At 60.8% G+C, this 18,217-nt stretch carries 15 protein-coding genes and 2 tRNA genes; 1 reads left to right on the plus strand and 16 read right to left on the minus strand.

What is annotated here, in order from left to right:
* Positions 1-9: 9 nt before the first annotated feature.
* The 11 genes from infB to rlmE all read right to left on the minus strand — a co-directional run bounded on the left by infB (position 10) and on the right by rlmE (position 11,167).
* Positions 10-2,550: a translation initiation factor IF-2 gene (gene infB, locus V3314_RS00220; RefSeq protein WP_046613129.1), complete on the minus strand. Its 2,541-nt coding sequence runs from the start codon at positions 2,548-2,550 to the stop codon at positions 10-12.
* A gap of 27 nt (positions 2,551-2,577) precedes the next feature.
* On the minus strand, positions 2,578-4,059 hold the full coding sequence (gene nusA / locus V3314_RS00225; RefSeq protein WP_003258062.1) for a transcription termination factor NusA: 1,482 nt from the start codon (positions 4,057-4,059) through the stop codon (positions 2,578-2,580).
* A 59-nt stretch (positions 4,060-4,118) separates the two neighbouring features.
* Entirely contained in the window at positions 4,119-4,577 is a 459-nt protein-coding gene (gene rimP / locus V3314_RS00230; protein ID WP_003249960.1) for a ribosome maturation factor RimP, read from the minus strand.
* 130 nt (positions 4,578-4,707) lie between these two features.
* A tRNA-Met gene (locus tag V3314_RS00235) sits at positions 4,708-4,784 on the minus strand.
* Positions 4,785-4,884: 100 nt separating this feature from the next.
* A tRNA-Leu gene (locus V3314_RS00240) sits at positions 4,885-4,970 on the minus strand.
* Positions 4,971-4,991: 21 nt separating this feature from the next.
* Entirely contained in the window at positions 4,992-5,390 is a 399-nt protein-coding gene (gene secG / locus V3314_RS00245; RefSeq protein ID WP_046613130.1) for a preprotein translocase subunit SecG, read from the minus strand.
* A 4-nt stretch (positions 5,391-5,394) separates the two neighbouring features.
* On the minus strand, positions 5,395-6,150 hold the full coding sequence (tpiA, locus tag V3314_RS00250; protein ID WP_046613131.1) for a triose-phosphate isomerase: 756 nt from the start codon (positions 6,148-6,150) through the stop codon (positions 5,395-5,397).
* A 65-nt stretch (positions 6,151-6,215) separates the two neighbouring features.
* Positions 6,216-7,556: a phosphoglucosamine mutase gene (glmM, locus tag V3314_RS00255; RefSeq protein ID WP_046613132.1), complete on the minus strand. Its 1,341-nt coding sequence runs from the start codon at positions 7,554-7,556 to the stop codon at positions 6,216-6,218.
* Positions 7,557-7,572: 16 nt separating this feature from the next.
* Complete coding sequence (gene folP, locus V3314_RS00260; protein ID WP_046613133.1) at positions 7,573-8,424, minus strand: dihydropteroate synthase; 852 nt, start codon at positions 8,422-8,424, stop codon at positions 7,573-7,575.
* A gap of 8 nt (positions 8,425-8,432) precedes the next feature.
* Complete coding sequence (gene ftsH, locus V3314_RS00265) at positions 8,433-10,337, minus strand: ATP-dependent zinc metalloprotease FtsH (protein WP_015271861.1); 1,905 nt, start codon at positions 10,335-10,337, stop codon at positions 8,433-8,435.
* A 203-nt stretch (positions 10,338-10,540) separates the two neighbouring features.
* Positions 10,541-11,167, minus strand: a complete 627-nt coding sequence (gene rlmE / locus V3314_RS00270) for a 23S rRNA (uridine(2552)-2'-O)-methyltransferase RlmE (protein ID WP_046613134.1) — start codon at positions 11,165-11,167, stop codon at positions 10,541-10,543.
* Positions 11,168-11,269: 102 nt separating this feature from the next.
* On the opposite strand from rlmE, the gene yhbY reads away from it, so the two are divergent.
* Positions 11,270-11,578, plus strand: coding sequence for a ribosome assembly RNA-binding protein YhbY (gene yhbY, locus V3314_RS00275; RefSeq protein ID WP_003249945.1), 309 nt, complete (start codon positions 11,270-11,272; stop codon positions 11,576-11,578).
* 141 nt (positions 11,579-11,719) lie between these two features.
* On the opposite strand, the gene V3314_RS00280 is transcribed toward yhbY, so the two are convergent.
* From V3314_RS00280 to dapB, 5 genes are all read right to left on the minus strand, one after another.
* Positions 11,720-12,160, minus strand: coding sequence for a hypothetical protein (locus tag V3314_RS00280; protein ID WP_049798463.1), 441 nt, complete (start codon positions 12,158-12,160; stop codon positions 11,720-11,722).
* Positions 12,138-12,620: a transcription elongation factor GreA gene (gene greA / locus V3314_RS00285; RefSeq protein ID WP_046613135.1), complete on the minus strand. Its 483-nt coding sequence runs from the start codon at positions 12,618-12,620 to the stop codon at positions 12,138-12,140. The genes V3314_RS00280 and greA overlap by 23 nt, the downstream gene beginning before the upstream one ends.
* A complete protein-coding gene (carB, locus tag V3314_RS00290) occupies positions 12,617-15,838 on the minus strand; it encodes a carbamoyl-phosphate synthase large subunit (RefSeq protein WP_338459812.1) in 3,222 nt (1,073 codons plus the stop codon). The genes greA and carB overlap by 4 nt, the downstream gene beginning before the upstream one ends.
* Before the next feature lie 105 nt (positions 15,839-15,943).
* The gene (carA, locus tag V3314_RS00295; protein WP_025340706.1) at positions 15,944-17,080 is read right to left on the minus strand and encodes a glutamine-hydrolyzing carbamoyl-phosphate synthase small subunit; all 1,137 of its coding nucleotides are present in this window, start codon (positions 17,078-17,080) and stop codon (positions 15,944-15,946) included.
* Between the two features lie 326 nt (positions 17,081-17,406).
* On the minus strand, positions 17,407-18,213 hold the full coding sequence (gene dapB / locus V3314_RS00300) for a 4-hydroxy-tetrahydrodipicolinate reductase (protein ID WP_046613137.1): 807 nt from the start codon (positions 18,211-18,213) through the stop codon (positions 17,407-17,409).
* Positions 18,214-18,217 lie beyond the last annotated feature (4 nt).

The raw sequence follows: 18,217 nt of genomic DNA on the forward strand, positions 1-18,217 counted from the left end.
GCTCGCCCCTTACAGGGTACGAGCCACCTGGACTTTCTCGAAGACTTCGATCTTGTCGCCGACCTTGACGTCGTTGTAGCTCTTCACGCCAATACCGCACTCCATGCCGTTACGCACTTCGGAGGCATCGTCCTTGAAGCGACGCAGCGACTCCAGCTCGCCTTCGAAGATCACAACGTCTTCGCGCAGTACGCGGATCGGACGGTTGCGGTACACGGTACCCTCGATGACCATACAGCCAGCGATGGCGCCGAACTTCGGCGAACGGAACACGTCACGAACTTCGGCGACACCCAGGATGTTCTCGCGAACATCGCTGCCGAGCATGCCGGTCAGAGCCTTCTTGACGTCTTCGATGATGTCGTAGATCACGTTGTAGTAACGCATATCCAGACCTTCCTGCTCGACGATCTTGCGCGCGCCGGCATCGGCACGCACGTTGAAGCCGAACAGTACTGCATTCGAAGCCAGCGCCAGGTTGGCGTCGCTTTCGGTGATACCACCGACGCCGCCACCGATCACGCGCACCTGAACTTCGTCGTTGCCCAGGCCCGACAGCGAACCCTGCAGTGCTTCCAGGGAACCACGTACGTCGGTCTTGAGGACGATGTTGAGGGTCTTCTTCTCTTCCTGACCCATGGTCTCGAAGATGTTTTCCAGCTTGCCGGCGTGAGCACGAGCCAGCTTGACCTCGCGGTACTTGCCTTGACGGAACAGGGCAACCTCACGGGCTTTCTTCTCGTCGGCAACCACGGACAGCTCGTCACCGGCTTCCGGGGTACCGTCCAGGCCGAGGATTTCGACCGGGATCGACGGGCCGGCTTCCTTCACAGGCTTGCCGTTCTCGTCGAGCATGGCGCGCACGCGGCCATAATTGGAACCGCACAGGACCATGTCGCCCTGACGCAGGGTACCGTCCTGAACCAGGATGGTCGCCACCGGGCCACGGCCCTTGTCCAGGCGCGATTCGACAACCACGCCACGACCTGGAGCGGTCGGGGTAGCGGTCAGCTCGAGGATCTCGGCCTGCAGCAGAACAGCTTCAAGCAGCTCGTCGACGCCGGTACCCATCTTCGCCGAAACCTTGACGAATGGAGTATCACCACCCCAGTCTTCGGAGGTCACGCCTTCGACGGCCAGCTCGTTGCGAATGCGATCGATATCGGCACCCGGCTTGTCGATCTTGTTCACCGCAACCACCAGCGGAACGCCCGCGGCCTTGGCATGCTGAACGGCTTCGCGAGTTTGCGGCATCACGCCGTCGTCCGCCGCCACCACCAGGATGACGATGTCGGTAGCCTTGGCACCACGGGCACGCATTGCGGTGAACGCAGCGTGGCCTGGAGTATCGAGGAAGGTGACCATGCCGCGGTCGGTTTCCACGTGGTAGGCACCGATGTGCTGGGTAATACCACCGGCTTCGCCAGCAGCAACCTTGGCACGACGGATGTAGTCGAGCAGCGAGGTCTTGCCGTGGTCAACGTGACCCATGACGGTAACGACCGGCGCACGCGATTCGACTTCACCTTCGAACTTCAGCGATTCGGCCAGGGAGTCTTCCAGGGCGGTATCGCTGACCAGGGTCACTTTGTGGCCCAGTTCTTCGGCGACCAGCTGAGCGGTTTCCTGGTCGAGCACCTGGTTGATGGTGACCGGAGTACCCAGCTTGAACATGAACTTAACCACTTCAGCGGCCTTGACCGACATCTGTTGGGCCAGTTCCGAGACGGTGATGGTCTCGCCGATGGTCACGTCACGGATGACTGGACCGGTCGGGTTCTGGAAGCCGTGCTGGTTGCGCTTCTTCAGCTTGCTCTTGCCACCGCGGCCACGGCGTACGCCATCGCTCTCTTCATCGGTGGTGCGCGGTGCGGCCCGTGGAGTCGGAGCCTTTTCCTTCTCCTTGACCTTGACCTTGATCGACACGCGCGGGGCCTCGCCACGACGCTCGCCACCACGACGGTCTTCGTCACGGGTACGGCCTTCGTTGCGACGGGCTTCGTCCTTCTTGCGCTCGGCAGCACGGGCTGCGGCGTCTTCGGACGCCGGGGCATCGGCAACTACCGGGGCCGGGGCAGCGGCAGGCGCCGACTCTGGCTTGGCGGCAGGCGCTGGGGCTGCAGCGGCGGTTTCGGCGGCCTGACGGCGAGCCTGCTCTTCGTTGCGCTGGCGAACTTCGGCCTCGACCTTCTCGCGAGCGGCGTTTTCAGCCGCACGGCGCTCTTCCAGTTCACGCTTCTGCTCAGCCTGGATTTCTTCCGGGCTACGCTGCACGAATACTTTCTTCTTGCGTACTTCTACGCTGATGCTCTTGCTACCGGCGACACGCAGGGTGCTGGTGGTTTTGCGCTGCAAGGTAATCTTGCGCGGCTCTTCCGCCTTGCTCTTGTGGCTGCTCTTCAAATGAGTCAGCAAGGTCTGCTTCTCATTGTCGGTCACTACCTGACCGGCGTCGGTGTGCGGCAGACCTGCCTCACGCATCTGCTGCAGCAGGCGCTCTACCGGTGCCTCGACCTCTTGGGCCAGTTCTTTCACCGTGACTTGCGTCATGCACTTCTCTCCTCAGGCCGCGCCTAATTACTCGAACCAGTGGGCTCGGGCGGCCATGATCAACTTGCCGGCACGCTCTTCGTCGATGCCGTCGATGTCGAGCAGATCGTCTATCGACTGCTCGGCCAGGTCTTCGCGGTTAACCACGCCGCGCACCGCCAGTTCCGCCGCCAGGTCTTTGTCCATGCCCTCGAGGGAGAGCAGGTCGTCAGCCGGATGGGCGTCTGCCAGTTTTTCTTCGGTAGCGATGGCCTTGGTCAACAAACGGTCCTTGGCTCGAGCGCGGAGCTCGTTGACGATATCTTCGTCAAAGCCATCGATGTTGAGCATTTCTTCCAACGGTACGTAGGCAATTTCTTCGAGGCTGGTGAAGCCTTCGTCGACCAGCACTTGGGCCAGCTCCTCGTCGACTTCCAGTTCATCGATGAAATTGCGCAGGATGTCACCGGTTTCGGCCTGCTGCTTGGCCTGGATGTCCTTCTCGGTCATCACGTTCAGGGTCCAGCCGGTCAGCTGACTGGCCAGGCGAACGTTCTGACCGCCACGACCAATGGCCTGGGCCAGGTTGTCCTCGGCAACGGCGATGTCCATGGCATGGGCATCTTCATCAACGATGATCGCCGCGACTTCAGCCGGCGACATGGCGTTGATGACGAACTGCGCCGGGTTATCGTCCCACAGGACGATATCCACACGCTCACCACCCAACTCCCCGGATACGGCCTGGACGCGCGAACCACGCATGCCGATGCAGGCGCCTTGCGGGTCGATGCGCTTGTCCTTGGAGCGGACGGCGATCTTGGCTCGCGAACCCGGATCACGGGAGGCAGCCATGACTTCGATGAGGCCCTCGGCAATTTCCGGCACTTCGATGCGGAAAAGCTCGATCAGCATCTGTGGCGCGGTGCGCGACAGGATCAGCTGTGGGCCACGATTCTCGGTGCGAATTTCCTTGAGCAGCGCACGCAGGCGCACGCCAACACGGAAGGTCTCGCGCGGAATGATGTCTTCGCGGGCCAGCAGGGCCTCGGCGTTGTTGCCCAGGTCAACGATGACGTTGTCGCGGGTAACCTTCTTGACGGTACCGGAGATGATCTCGCCAACGCGCTCGCGGTAGGCATCGACCACCTGGGCACGCTCGGCCTCACGGACCTTCTGCACGATGACCTGCTTGGCGGTCTGGGCGGCAATACGACCGAACTCGATGGACTCGATCTTCTCTTCGATCACGTCACCGACCTTGGCTTCAGGGTGGGTTTCGTGAATCTTGCTCAACCAGGTCTCGATCGCCGGATCATCAAGATCGGCTTCGTCGACCACGGTCCAGCGACGGAAGGTTTCGTAGCTACCGGTGTGGCGGTTGATTTCCACACGCAGGTCGACTTCGTCTTCAAAACGTTTTTTGGTTGCAGTGGCCAGTGCCACTTCCAGCGCTTCGAAAATGACGCCGGGCGGTACACCTTTTTCGTTGGATACCGATTCAACAACCAGCAGTACTTCTTTGCTCATCGTACGCCTCGCCTTGCGCAAGCCATTGGGCCCGGATAGTCCGCCGGGCCCGGCACGTCTCAGTCAAAACTGGGAATAATATTGGCCTTGTCGATCGAGTCGATCGGCAACAGGAACTCTTGATTGTCCACCTGGACCACCACGTCCTGCTCCTCCACACCGCGGAGAAGGCCCTGGAAGTTACGACGACCCTCGAAGGGTGAGCGCAGCTTGATCTTCACTTGTTCGCCGGCATGCGAGGCAAACTGTTCCAGAGTGAACAGTGGGCGATCCATGCCTGGAGAAGACACCTCGAGGGTGTACTCACTGCTGATCGGATCTTCCACATCGAGAATTGCGCTGGCCTGACGGCTGACCGCTTCGCAGTCGTCCACCAGGATACCGCCTTCCTTGTCGATGTAGATGCGCAGTACCGAATGCTTACCCTGGGAAACGTATTCGATCCCCCAGCATTGATAGCCCAGACCCTCGACAACCGGGGCCAACAAGGCCTGCAACTGTTCTAGCTTGCTCGACACCTGAACCCCCTCGTGCATGCTGTGCAAATAAAAAATGGGCGAAGCGCCCATCCCTGAAAGCGCCGTTGGACAACGACGCCGAAAACTGTTCGGTTAGCAAAAAGCCCCTGAAAAGGGGCTCCGCTGAAGCTGGTTGCGGGGGCTGGATTTGAACCAACGACCTTCGGGTTATGAGCCCGACGAGCTACCAAGCTGCTCCACCCCGCGACAAAGCTGGGGCAAAAGTATAAGACCGAACCCTCTTGAGGGTCAAATCCGAACCTTCACCTGCAAGAAAGCCCGCTAAAGCGGGCTCTCAAGCTTTAATTGGTACCGAGAAGGGGACTCGAACCCCTACACCCTATGGGCACAACCACCTCAAGGTTGCGTGTCTACCAATTCCACCACCTCGGCAATACTACTACTTGAAACCCGTTACTTCTGCTCTTGTGCCGGAGGAGGTACATCACCCGTACTAGGAGTGGTTTCGCTCTTCTGCTGCTGGAGCACCGGTACATCATCATTAACTGCCGGTTTCTGCGGCTCTTTCACTTCTAGCACTGCTGGATCTGGAAGACCTGCTTGGCTAAGCTGGTGAGCTTGTTGCTTCGCGAAGTATCCTAACCCAAGTGCTGTCAAAAAGAAAGTGGCAGCGAGTATAGCAGTTAATTTACTCAGGAACGTTGCAGAGCCTTGGCTCCCGAACACGGTATTTGAAGCACCCGCGCCGAAAGATGCACCTGCTTCAGCACCTTTACCCTGTTGCAACAGAACCAGCACTACAAGCGACAGCGCTGCCAACAGATGAAAAACAACGATGACTGTTTCCAGCATTTGTTCAGTTTCCTGCGGCGCGACAAATTGCACCGAATTCGTCTGCGTTCAGGGAAGCCCCACCAATGAGCCCCCCATCGATATCCGGCATGCCGAACAGTTCGGCCGCATTGGCCGCCTTCACGCTGCCGCCGTAGAGCAACTGCACCTTCGCAGCCACTTCAGCATCTTCTGCCGCCAACTGGCCACGGATGGCTGCGTGCACATCCTGGGCCTGCTGTGGCGTGGCCGTAAGGCCAGTGCCAATGGCCCATACAGGCTCATAGGCAATTACTGCATTGGCAAAAGCCTTAACACCGAATTCCTCGATGATACTGCTTAGTTGACGCCCGACAACTTCGAGCGTTTTGCCAGCCTCGCGCTCTTCAAGGGTTTCCCCTATGCAAAGCACTGGCTTCAAACCTTTGGCTTGGGCCGCTGCAAACTTTCGATTGAGCACTTCGTCAGTTTCGCCAATGATCTGGCGACGCTCCGAATGACCAATCAACACTAACTTGCAGCCTGCTTCAACCAGCTGTTCCGGAGCAACTTCTCCGGTCAGCGCACCCTGTTCGGGTTGTACTGCAGAATTCTGTGCGCCGACAGTAATTTCCTTACCTGCCAGGCCATCGATCACTTGATTGATGAACAAGGCCGGTGGAAACACAGCGACTTCCACTCCGCTCGGCAAGGCCAGATTTCTCAAGCCTTCGGTCAGCTCAGCGACGCTAGCGCGGGTACCGTGCATCTTCCAGTTACCAGCTACCATAGGGCGACGCATGCTTTACCTCGTCGGTCAAAGTGGGCGCAGATAGTACCCAACCCTATCTGCGCTGGCAAGCGCCTTCAGACACAAACTTCGTCGACCAGTTTGGCCAACGCTTCTGCGTGCGCACGCACCTGGCTTTCGTCCTCGCCCTCGACCATCACCCGCACCAACGGCTCGGTACCGGATTTGCGCAGCAGCACGCGGCCGCGGCCGGCCAAGGCCTCGGTCACCTTGGCACTGGCTTCCTTGACCGCCGGGTGCTCCAGCGGGTCGACCTTGCTGGCGCCATAGCGCACGTTGATCAGCACCTGCGGGCACTTGCGCAGGGCCTGACGAGCCTGGGCCAGGGTTTCGCCGCGACGCTTGAGTGCCATCAGCACCTGCAGCGCAGCGATGATCGCGTCACCAGTGGTGGTGTGATTGCAGCACACGACGTGACCGGAGTTTTCACCACCGACCAGCCACTCACGCTCCAGCAGCTCGGCCATGACGTAACGGTCACCGACCTTGGCCCGCACGAACGGGATATCCAGGTCCTTCAGCGCAAGCTCCAGGCCCAGGTTGCTCATCAGCGTGCCCACCACCCCACCCTGCAGCTTGCCCCGCTCCTGCAGGTCGCGAGCGATGATGAACAGCAGCTCGTCACCATCGACGATGGCGCCGGTGTGGTCGACCATCAACACGCGGTCGCCATCACCATCGAAAGCGATGCCCAGGTCGGCATGACCGACCAGCACGGCAGCCTGCAGCGACTCGATGTGAGTCGAGCCACAGCCTTCGTTGATGTTCAGGCCGTCGGGTTGGGCATGCAGCACGGTTACGTCGGCACCCAGCTCACGGAAAACGCTTGGCGCGACCTTGTAGGTGGCGCCATGAGCACAATCGACCACCAGCTTGAGGCCGTCGAAGCTGGTGCTGCTCGGCACGCTGCTCTTGCAGAACTCGATGTAGCGGCCGGCGGCATCGTTGATGCGCGAAACCTTGCCCAGCTTGCCCGACTCGACAACGGTCATAGGCTGGTCGAGCAATTCCTCGATCATCAGCTCGACTTCGTCCGGCAACTTGGTCCCCTGGCCCGAGAAGAACTTGATGCCGTTGTCGTCGTGCGGGTTGTGCGAGGCACTGATGACGATGCCGGCTTCGGCATGGAAGGTACGCGTCAGGTAGGCGATAGCCGGCGTAGGCATCGGCCCGAGCAGCATCACGTCGGCACCTGCCGCGGACAGGCCGGCTTCGAGTGCGGACTCGAACATGTAGCCGGAAATACGCGTGTCCTTGCCAACCAGTACCCGGCAGTGGCCTTGCTTGCGGAAGGCCATGCCGGCGGCCCAGCCAAGCTTCAGCATGAAGTCAGGCGTGATCGGGTATTCGCCGACGCGACCACGAATGCCGTCGGTACCAAAGTATTTTCTGCTCATAGGGACTCCAATGTTCTTATTCGGCGTTTTGCACCGCAGCGATCATGCGCACCACATCAACGGTTTCGGCCACATCATGGACACGAAGGATGCTCGCCCCCTTGGTCATGGCCAACGCCGCCAGCGCAAGGCTGCCGTACAACCGCTCGCCGACCGGACGTTCCAGCGTCAGGCCGATCATGCTCTTGCGTGAAACACCCACCAGCAGCGGGCGCTTCAGGCGATAGAGCGCTTCCATGTGTTTGAACAAGCTCAGGTTATGCGCCAGTGTCTTGGCGAAACCAAAGCCCGGATCAAGGATGATTCTGTTTGCATCTATGCCAGCCGCAGCACAGGCGGCCATTCGCTGTTCAAGATAACGCGTAACGTCGGCGGTCACATCTTCGTAATGCGGGTCGTCCTGCATGTTGCCTGGCTCGCCGCGCATATGCATGAGGCATACCGGCAGGCCGGTATCCGCTGCAGCGTCCAGGGCGCCATCGCGCTCCAGGGCACGCACGTCATTGATCAGCCCGGCACCGAGACGCGCCGATTCACGCATGACCGCTGGCGTGGAGGTATCGACCGAGATGACCACATCGAGGCGACTGTTGATCGCCTCGACCATGGGGGCCACCCGCTCCAGCTCCTCGGTCACCGATACCGCGCGCGCGCCCGGCCGCGTGGATTCGCCGCCGATGTCGATCAGCGTGGCACCTGCGGCAACCATCGCCTCGGCATGACGCAACGCCTCGTCACGCTGGTTGAAGCGCCCGCCATCGGAGAAGGAATCAGGGGTGATATTGAGAATACCCATGACATGGGTACGCGACAAATCAAGAACCCGGTTGCCGCAAGGCAACCGGGTCGGGTACTGCACTGAGCTCATAGATGCCCTTAGTGTTGAGCCGCTGGACCGCCAATCGGCGATTCCGGGCGATCACCCTGGGCAGCAGGCTTGCCCGAAGCCGAGTCATCATCCCAGTCGCGCGGTTCGCGGGGGGTACGGCCGGCCATGATATCGTCAATCTGCTCGGCGTCGATGGTCTCGTACTTCATCAGCGCTTCGGCCATGGCATCGAGCTTGTCACGGTTGTCGGTGAGCAACTGCTTGGCCGTGGCGTAGCACTGGTCGATGATGCTGCGCACTTCCGAGTCGATCAACTTGGCGGTTTCGCCGGAAACGCTGGCGTGCTGGCTGGCAGCACTGCGACCCAGGAACACCTCGCCTTCTTCCTCGGCGTACATCAGCGGGCCGAGTTTTTCGGAAAGGCCCCACTTGGTCACCATGTTGCGGGCGATCTGGCTGGCACGCATGATGTCGTTGGAGGCGCCGGTAGTGACACCGTCGAAGCCCAGAGTCATTTCCTCGGCAATACGGCCGCCATACAGCGAGCAGATCTGGCTGATCAGTGCGCGCTTGGACAGGCTGTAGCGGTCTTCTTCCGGCAGGAACATGGTCACGCCCAGGGCACGACCGCGCGGAATGATCGAAACCTTGTAGACCGGATCGTGCTCAGGCACCAGACGACCGACGATGGCGTGGCCAGCCTCATGGTAGGCGGTGTTCTGCTTTTCTTTCTCGGACATGACCATGGTCTTGCGCTCGGCGCCCATCATGATCTTGTCCTTGGCCAGCTCGAACTCTTTCATTTCGACCAGGCGCTTGTTGGCGCGCGCGGCAAACAGAGAGGCCTCGTTGACCAGGTTGGCCAGGTCCGCACCGGAGAAGCCAGGGGTACCACGGGCGATGACGGCCGGGTTGACGTTCTCGCCGACCGGCACCTTGCGCATATGCACCTTGAGGATCTGCTCGCGACCACGAATGTCCGGCAGGCCGACCACCACCTGGCGGTCGAAGCGGCCGGGGCGCAGCAGAGCCGGGTCGAGCACGTCCGGGCGGTTGGTAGCGGCGATGACGATGATGCCATCGTTCATCTCGAAGCCGTCCATCTCCACCAGCAACTGGTTGAGGGTTTGCTCACGCTCGTCGTGACCGCCACCCATGCCGGCGCCACGGTGGCGACCAACGGCGTCGATCTCGTCGATGAAGATGATGCACGGGGCGTGCTTCTTGGCCTGCTCGAACATGTCGCGCACACGGCTGGCACCGACACCGACGAACATTTCCACGAAGTCCGAACCGGAAATGGTGAAGAACGGCACCTTCGCCTCGCCGGCGATGGCCTTGGCAAGCAAGGTCTTACCGGTACCGGGCGGGCCGACCATCAACACGCCACGCGGGATACGGCCGCCCAGGCGCTGGAACTTGCCCGGGTCGCGCAGGAACTCGACCAGCTCGCCGACCTCTTCCTTGGCTTCGTCGCAACCTGCAACGTCGGCCAGGGTGGTCTTGACCTGGTCTTCGGAAAGCAGGCGTGCCTTGCTCTTGCCAAAGCTCATCGGCCCGCCTTTGCCGCCCGCACCGCCCTGCATCTGGCGCATGAAGAACATGAACACGGCGATGATCACCAGGATCGGGAAGCTCGCAACCAGCAACTGGGTCCAGATGCTCTGCTGCTCAGGCTGCTTGCCTTCGATGATGACGTGGTTGTCGACCAGGTCGCCGATCAGGCCATTGTCGGTAATGGCCGGGCGCACGGTCTTGAAGTTGTCGCCGTCGGCGCGCTTGCCGGTAATGATGTAACCGTCGACGGTCACACGCTCGACCTTGCCATCCTTGACCTGCTGGATGAAGTCGGAATAGTTGAGGGTCTGCGGCTCGTTAGGGCTGGAGAAGTTGTTCATCACTGTCACCAGGACAGCTGCGATGATCAACCACAGGATCAGATTCTTTGCCATGTCGTTCAATTCGCTACCCTCTGAGGCCGGCGCACGACGCAGCCGCTCCTCGCATGATATTCATCGCCCTAACTTACTACATTACCTACGCAGCCGCAGGCACCGTCTGTAACCCTTTGTGAAAGCTAGACTACACGAAGTTCGGACGATCCTGACGCAGCGGCCGATTGGAAATAACTATCGGCCACCACGCTTCACGCCTTTCATGCCCCCTTGAAGCCCCTGCCCAGCAGGTACTGTTCGCGGGAACGGTCACGCGACGACGACGGCTTGCGCATCTGCACCTTGTCGAACTTGCTGCGCACGTCCTTGAGGTACACGTCAAAACCTTCGCCCTGGAAAATCTTGATCAGGAAGTCGCCGCCGGGCTTTAGCACGCGGGTTGCCAGATCGAGGGCCAGCTCGCAAAGGAACATGGCACGCGGCATGTCCACCGCAGGCGTACCACTCATATTGGGGGCCATGTCGGAAATCACAAGGTCTACGTGCGAATCGCCGACAGCCTCGAGAATGCGCTGCAACACTTCATCATCGGTGAAATCACCTTGGATGAAGGTCACATCGGGGATCGAGTCCATCTCCAGGATGTCGGACGCGATCAGGCGACCCTGGCCACCAATCAGACGACTGGTCACTTGCGACCACCCACCAGGAGCCGCGCCGAGGTCGATCACGCTCATGCCTGGGCGGATCAGCCGGTCCTTTTCCTGGATCTCCAGCAGTTTGTAGCTCGCACGCGAGCGGTAGCCATCCTTTTGTGCCTGTTTCACAAAAGGATCGTTGAAATGCTCTCGCAGCCAGTTTGCGCTGCTTTTGGAACGTTGTACCACGGGGCACCTCGATGATATGCGTCGTGATTGACTGGGCGGAGCCGGTGGCCCTCGGGTAAAATGCCGGTCAATTTTACAGAATCAGACGGAAAGGGTCAGATTATGCCGCTCAATAACGAGCAGAAGAAGCAATACAAGTCCATTGGTCATGACCTGAAGCCGGTCCTGATCGTTGCTGGCAATGGTTTGAATGAAGGTGTCATCGCCGAACTGGAGCGCGCCTTGGTCGACCATGAGCTGATCAAGGTCGAAATTCGCTCGGAAGACCGCGAAGAGCGTGCCGAGACCATTGCCGAGCTGTGCAAGGCCGGCCGTGCCGAGCTGGTGCAGACCATCGGCAAGAAAGCCCTGATCTACCGCAAGAACCCACAGCCGAACAAGCAGCTGTCCAATATCCACCGTTACAAGTAACGGCAAAGGGGCTGCTGCGCAGCCCATCGCCGGCAAGCCAGCTCCCACAGGTACGGCGCACGGCCTGAAATCGATGCAGTCGGTGTGGGAGCCGGCTTGCCGGCGATGGGCCGCGAAGCGACCCCAGCGATCTCGAGCCGCTTAGCGGCGCACCTTGACCGGAACCGGCTGGGCCACCAGCACGATGCCGGAAAAGCCCAGCACCAGGAAACAGAGCAGCTGCCAGCGCTCGCCAACGGAAATACCGTAGCGCAAGGTGTAATACCCCACACAGGCACCGAAGCCGAGCAACAGCATCTGGCCACGGAACTGCTGCCACCAGGCCGACAGGCCGTCCACCCTTGCCAGCACCGCCAGCTGGGTCAACAAGCCAAGCAGCGCCACACCGATCAACCAGCGGTCGATCTGCCCGGCGATATCCTGCACCAGCAGCGGCGCCAGGCCACTGACCTTGAGCGCGGGCACCAGTCCCACGTGAAACACCCACAGGCCACCAACCCAGAAAACCTGGGCCAGCTGCCAGAGGATTCCCTCGAGGGATGGCGCCCGCAGGCGCCGGTCAGATGTGCTTGACTTCGACAATCTCGTACTCGACCGTACCGTTAGGCGTCTTGACGACAACGGTATCCCCTTCTTCTTTGCCAATGATGGCGCGGGCAATCGGGGCGCTGTTCGAAAGCTTGCCTTTCTTCACATCGGCTTCATCTTCGCCAACGATCTGGTAGGTAACTTCATCATCGGTTTCGGTGTTGGCCAGCACCACAGTGGTGCCAAAAATCACCTTGCCGGTGTGAGCAATGGTGGTCACATCGATCACCACCGAGTTCTGCAAGCGACCTTCGATATCGCGGATACGCGCCTCGACCATGCCCTGCTCTTCACGAGCGGCGTGGTACTCGGCATTTTCCTTCAGGTCGCCCAGTTCGCGCGCTTCACCAATGGCCTGGCTCAAGCGCGGGCGCTCGGTCTTGCTCAGGAAGAGCAGCTCCTCTTCCAGGGCGCGAGCGCCCTGAACAGTCATCGGGTACTTGGTAATGCTCATGCTTTCAGTCCTGCATGCAGATCCTGCAGGCGGCGAACGGTCTTTTCCGGACCAAATTTCAGCGCCTCGCAGATGGCTTCACCGGCCGCAATGGTAGTAGTGCAGTAAATCTTGTGCTGCAGTGCATTGCGACGAATCGAGTAGGAATCGGCGATCGACTGGCGGCCTTCGGTGGTGTTGATGATCAGCGACACTTCGTCGTTCTTGATCATGTCGACCACGTGCGGGCGACCTTCGGTCACCTTGTTCACACGGCGCACTTTCAAGCCAGCCGCTTCGATAACCTTGGCAGTGCCGGCAGTTGCAACCACTTCGAAGCCCAGGGCGATCAGGTCGCGAGCAACGCCAGCCACTTGCGGCTTGTCGTCGTCACGCACGCTGATGAAGGCGGTACCGCCGATCGGCAGCACTTCGCTGGCACCCATCTGGGCCTTGGCAAAGGCTTCACCGAAGCTGTCACCAACACCCATGACTTCACCGGTCGATTTCATCTCAGGGCCGAGGATCGGGTCAACCCCTGGGAACTTGGCGAACGGGAAGACGGCTTCCTTGACGCTGTAGAAGTTCGGGATGATTTCCTGGGTGAAGCCCAGCTCTTTGAGGGTTTTGCCGGCCATGACGCGAGCCGCGATCATCGCCAGGGAGGTGCCGATGCACTTGGAGACGAACGGCACGGTACGCGAAGCGCGCGGGTTGACTTCGATCACGTAGATCTTGTCGCCCTGCAGGGCCAGCTGCACGTTCATCAGGCCGACCACGCCCAGCTCCAGGGCCATTTTCTTGACCTGTACGCGAACTTCATCCTGCACTTCCTTGCTCAGCGAGTAAGGTGGCAGCGAGCACGCCGAGTCACCGGAGTGAACACCGGCCTGCTCGATGTGCTGCATGATCGCGCCGATCACCACGTCGGTGCCGTCGCATACCGCATCCACATCCATCTCGATGGCGCAGTTGAGGAAGTGGTCGAGCAGTACCGGGCTGTCGTTGGACACCTGCACGGCTTCACGCAGGTAGCGCTTGAGCTCGTCCAGCTCGTAGACGATTTCCATGGCACGGCCGCCCAGTACGTAGGACGGGCGCACTACCAGCGGGTAGCCGATGCCGCCAGCAGCGCTAATGGCTTCTTCTTCGCTACGCACGGTGGCGTTTGGCGGCTGCAGCAGGCTCAGTCGCTGAACCATCTGCTGGAAACGCTCGCGGTCTTCGGCGCGGTCGATGGCGTCCGGGCTGGTACCGATGATCGGTACGCCGGCTTCTTCCAGGGCGCGCGCCAGTTTCAGCGGGGTCTGGCCGCCGTAGTGGACGATCACGCCTTTCGGCTTCTCGACGCGGCACACTTCCAGCACGTCTTCCAAGGTCAGCGGCTCGAAATACAGGCGGTCGGAGGTGTCGTAGTCGGTGGAAACGGTTTCCGGGTTGCAGTTGACCATGATGGTCTCGTAACCGTCTTCACGCAGCGCCAGTGCGGCGTGTACGCAGCAGTAGTCGAACTCGATACCCTGACCGATACGGTTAGGGCCGCCACCCAGGATCATGATCTTGTCGCGGGTCGACGGGTTGGCCTCGCACTCTTCCTCGTAGGTGGAGTACAGGTAGGCGGTGTCGGTGGCGAACTCGGCAGCGCAGGTGTCGACGCGCTTGTACACCGGGAACACTTCCAGCTTGTGGCGGTGACGGCGCAGGTTCTTGTCGGTGATACCCAGCAGCTTGGCCAGACGCTGGTCGGAGAAGCCCTTGCGCTTGAGGCGCAGCATGTAGTCCTTGTCGATCGACGACAGGGCCAGGGTCTTGACCTTTTCTTCTTCCTTGATCAGGTCTTCCATCTGCACCAGGAACCACATGTCGATGCCGGTCAGGTCGAAAATCTGCTCGCAGGTCATGCCGGCACGCATGGCGTCGGCCACGTACCAGATACGCTCGGCGCCCGGCACGGTCAGCTCGCGCTTGAGAATGCTGCTGGCTTCAGGGTTGGCCAGGTCGACTTTCGGGTCGAGGCCGCAGGCGCCGACTTCCAGGCCGCGAAGGGCTTTCTGCAGGGACTCCTGGAAGGTACGGCCGATGGCCATGACTTCACCCACGGATTTCATCTGGGTGGTCAGGCGGGCGTCGGCTTTCGGGAATTTTTCGAAGGCGAAACGCGGCAGCTTGGTGACGACATAGTCGATCGACGGCTCGAAGGACGCCGGGGTGCGGCCGCCGGTGATGTCGTTCTGCAGTTCGTCGAGGGTGTAGCCGACAGCCAGCTTGGCAGCGATCTTGGCGATCGGGAAACCGGTGGCCTTGGAGGCCAGCGCCGAGGAACGCGAAACGCGCGGGTTCATCTCGATCACGACCATGCGGCCAGTGTTCGGGCAGATACCGAACTGCACGTTGGAACCGCCGGTTTCCACACCGATTTCACGCAGCACCGCCAGCGAGGCGTTGCGCATGATCTGGTATTCCTTGTCGGTCAGGGTCTGTGCCGGGGCAACGGTGATCGAGTCACCGGTGTGCACGCCCATCGGGTCGAAGTTCTCGATCGAGCAGACGATGATGCAGTTGTCCTTCTTGTCGCGGACCACCTCCATCTCGTATTCCTTCCAGCCGATCAGCGATTCGTCGATCAGCAGTTCCTTGGTCGGCGACAGGTCCAGGCCACGGGCGCAGATTTCTTCGAACTCTTCACGGTTGTAGGCGATACCACCACCGGTGCCGCCCATGGTGAACGACGGACGGATGATGCACGGGAAGCCCAGGCGCTCGAGGACGGCGTTGGCTTCTTCCATGCTGTGGGCGATACCGGAGCGCGGGCACTCCAGGCCGATGTCCTTCATTGCCTTGTCGAAGCGCGAGCGGTCTTCAGCCTTGTCGATGGTGTCGGCGTTGGCACCGATCATTTCCACGCCGAACTTTTCCAGAACGCCGTGGCGCTCCAGGTCCAGGGCGCAGTTCAGTGCAGTCTGGCCACCCATGGTCGGCAGCAGTGCGTCCGGGCGCTCTTTCTCGATGATCTTGGCCACCGACTGCCATTTGATCGGCTCGATGTAGGTGGCGTCGGCCATGGCCGGGTCGGTCATGATGGTGGCCGGGTTGGAGTTCACCAGGATGACGCGGAAACCTTCCTCGCGCAGGGCTTTACAGGCCTGGGCGCCGGAGTAGTCGAATTCGCAGGCCTGGCCGATCACGATCGGGCCAGCGCCGAGAATCAGGATGCTTTTGATGTCTGTACGTTTTGGCATGGTTGTCACTCAAATCCGGGGTCAGTCGGCAAGCCGCCTTGAACAATCTGGGTCAGGCGCTTCCGGGCGCGGCGCAAGCCGGCCCGGGGCCTTGAAGCAGGATGCTCAGCGGCGCTTGGCCATGGCATCGATGAAACGATCGAACAGTGGCGCGACGTCGGTCGGGCCTGGGCTCGCTTCAGGGTGGCCCTGGAAGCTGAACGCGCTCTTGTCGGTACGCTCGATACCCTGCAGGGTGCCGTCGAACAGCGACTTGTGGATGGCGCGGACGTTGCCCGGCAGGGTGGCTTCGTCAACGGCAAAGCCGTGGTTCTGGCTGGTGATCATGACCACACCAGTGTCCAGGTCCTGGACCGGGTGGTTGGCACCGTGGTGGCCGTGGCCCATTTTCACGGTCTTGGCGCCAGAGGCCAGGGCCAGCAGCTGGTGGCCCAGGCAGATGCCGAATACCGGGATCTCGGTCTCGAGGATGTCCTTGATCGCCTGGATAGCGTAGTCGCACGGCTCGGGGTCACCAGGGCCGTTGGACAGGAACACGCCATCCGGGTTGAGTGCCAGCACTTCGCTGGCCGGGGTCTGGGCCGGCACCACGGTCACGCGGCAGCCACGGGCAACCAGCATGCGCAGGATGTTCAACTTGACGCCGTAGTCGAAGGCGACGACGTGGTACGGCAGGTCAGCGGCTTCGATGGTCGGGTGACTGTCGGTCTTCAGTTCCCACACACTGGAGCGCCACTCGTAGCGCTCCTTGGTGGAAACGACCTTGGCCAGGTCCATGCCCTTCAGGCCTGGGAAGGCGCGGGCAGCGGCGATGGCGGCTTCTTCGCTGATGTTGTCACCGGCGAGGATGCAACCGTTCTGAGCGCCCTTTTCACGCAGGATTCGGGTCAGGCGACGGGTGTCGATGCCGGCGATGGCGACGACGTTGTTGGCCTTGAGGTACTCAGGCAGCGACTGGGTGTTACGCCAGTTGCTGGCCAGCAGCGGCAGGTCACGAATGACCAGGCCAGCGGACCAGACGCGGTTCGACTCGGCGTCTTCCGGAGTAGTACCGGTGTTGCCGATGTGCGGGTAGGTCAGGGTAACGATTTGCTGCGCGTAGGAAGGGTCTGTAAGGATTTCCTGGTAGCCGGTCATAGCGGTGTTGAATACCACCTCACCAACGGTTTGACCGTCGGCACCGATAGCTTCACCGCGGAAAATACTGCCGTCGGCAAGGGCGAGTATGGCTGGCTTTGTCAAGAAGACCTCCCGTAAATCAAGCATGAAAGGGCGATCGCAGGTTGCAAAAAAGCGGAGTGACGTATGGACACGTCACCCCGCTTTCATGTGCTGAATTCAATTCGCTGCGCGCTTTTAGTGGACACACTAAAGCTGTAGCTTACAGAAAAGTGCGTTTTCGGTCTACCGCGGATGTGCCTCTAAAACACATCAATGCGACAGGCTGACATCGGCGCCGGCTTCTTCGCGGGTAAATACGCCCCACAGGTACAGCGCTGCCCTCAGGCATGGCGCTATCCCAGAGGGAGCGGGCAAGCCCGCGAAGAAGCCAACACCAGTCCAACTGCTTAACGCAGCTCGAGCACATCCTGCATGTCGTACAGGCCAGGCTCACGCCCGTCCAGCCACAGTGCCGCTCGCACGGCACCCTTGGCGAAGGTCATGCGGCTGGAAGCCTTGTGGGTAATCTCGACGCGCTCGCCTTCGGCGGCGAACAGCACGGTATGGTCACCCACCACATCACCGGCACGTACGGTGGCGAAGCCAATGGTCTGACGCTCACGTGCGCCGGTCTGCCCTTCACGGCCATACACGGCCACTTCCTGCAGGTTGCGACCCAGCGCCTGGGCAACCACTTCCCCCATGCGCAGCGCGGTGCCCGACGGCGCATCGACCTTGTGCCGGTGGTGCGCTTCGAGGATTTCGATATCCACATCGTCACCCAGCACGCGCGCTGCGGTATCCAGCAGCTTCAGGCACAGGTTGACACCGACACTGAAGTTGGCGGCGAAGACGATCGGGATTTCCTTGCCAGCTTCGGCCAACTGCTGCTTCTCTTCCGGAGTGAAGCCCGTAGTACCGATGACCATGGCCTTGCCCGCCTTGCGGCAGAACGCCAGGTTCTTCAGGGTTACCGAAGGGTGGGTGAAGTCGATCAGCACGTCAAACTCATCGACCACCTTGCCCAGGTCGTCGGAAATCGGCACACCAATACGGCCCAGGGCCGCCAGCTCACCAGCATCAGCACCCACCAGCGAGCTGTCCGGGCGGTCAATCGCCGCCGTCAGGCCTGCCTGGGGTGCCTGCTGCTGCACGGCTTCGACGAGGGTCTTGCCCATCCGCCCTGCCGCGCCCATCACTGCAATACGTCGCATAGCC

It is taken from the genome of Pseudomonas sp. TE3-3-F2023 (assembly GCF_036784815.1).
Lineage (GTDB): Bacteria > Pseudomonadota > Gammaproteobacteria > Pseudomonadales > Pseudomonadaceae > Aquipseudomonas > Aquipseudomonas pudica.

Excerpts from the sequence above, each read along its gene's own strand:
- infB (WP_046613129.1), bottom strand. The coding sequence starts at position 2,550 with ATGACGCAAGTCACGGTGAAAGAACTGGCCCAAGAGGTCGAGGCACCG.
- nusA (WP_003258062.1), bottom strand. The coding sequence starts at position 4,059 with ATGAGCAAAGAAGTACTGCTGGTTGTTGAATCGGTATCCAACGAAAAA.
- secG (WP_046613130.1), bottom strand. The coding sequence starts at position 5,390 with ATGCTGGAAACAGTCATCGTTGTTTTTCATCTGTTGGCAGCGCTGTCG.
- tpiA (WP_046613131.1), bottom strand. The coding sequence starts at position 6,150 with ATGCGTCGCCCTATGGTAGCTGGTAACTGGAAGATGCACGGTACCCGC.
- glmM (WP_046613132.1), bottom strand. The coding sequence starts at position 7,556 with ATGAGCAGAAAATACTTTGGTACCGACGGCATTCGTGGTCGCGTCGGC.
- folP (WP_046613133.1), bottom strand. The coding sequence starts at position 8,424 with ATGAGCTCAGTGCAGTACCCGACCCGGTTGCCTTGCGGCAACCGGGTT.
- ftsH (WP_015271861.1), bottom strand. The coding sequence starts at position 10,337 with ATGGCAAAGAATCTGATCCTGTGGTTGATCATCGCAGCTGTCCTGGTG.
- yhbY (WP_003249945.1), top strand. The coding sequence starts at position 11,270 with ATGCCGCTCAATAACGAGCAGAAGAAGCAATACAAGTCCATTGGTCAT.
- greA (WP_046613135.1), bottom strand. The coding sequence starts at position 12,620 with ATGAGCATTACCAAGTACCCGATGACTGTTCAGGGCGCTCGCGCCCTG.
- carB (WP_338459812.1), bottom strand. The coding sequence starts at position 15,838 with ATGCCAAAACGTACAGACATCAAAAGCATCCTGATTCTCGGCGCTGGC.
- dapB (WP_046613137.1), bottom strand. The coding sequence starts at position 18,213 with ATGCGACGTATTGCAGTGATGGGCGCGGCAGGGCGGATGGGCAAGACC.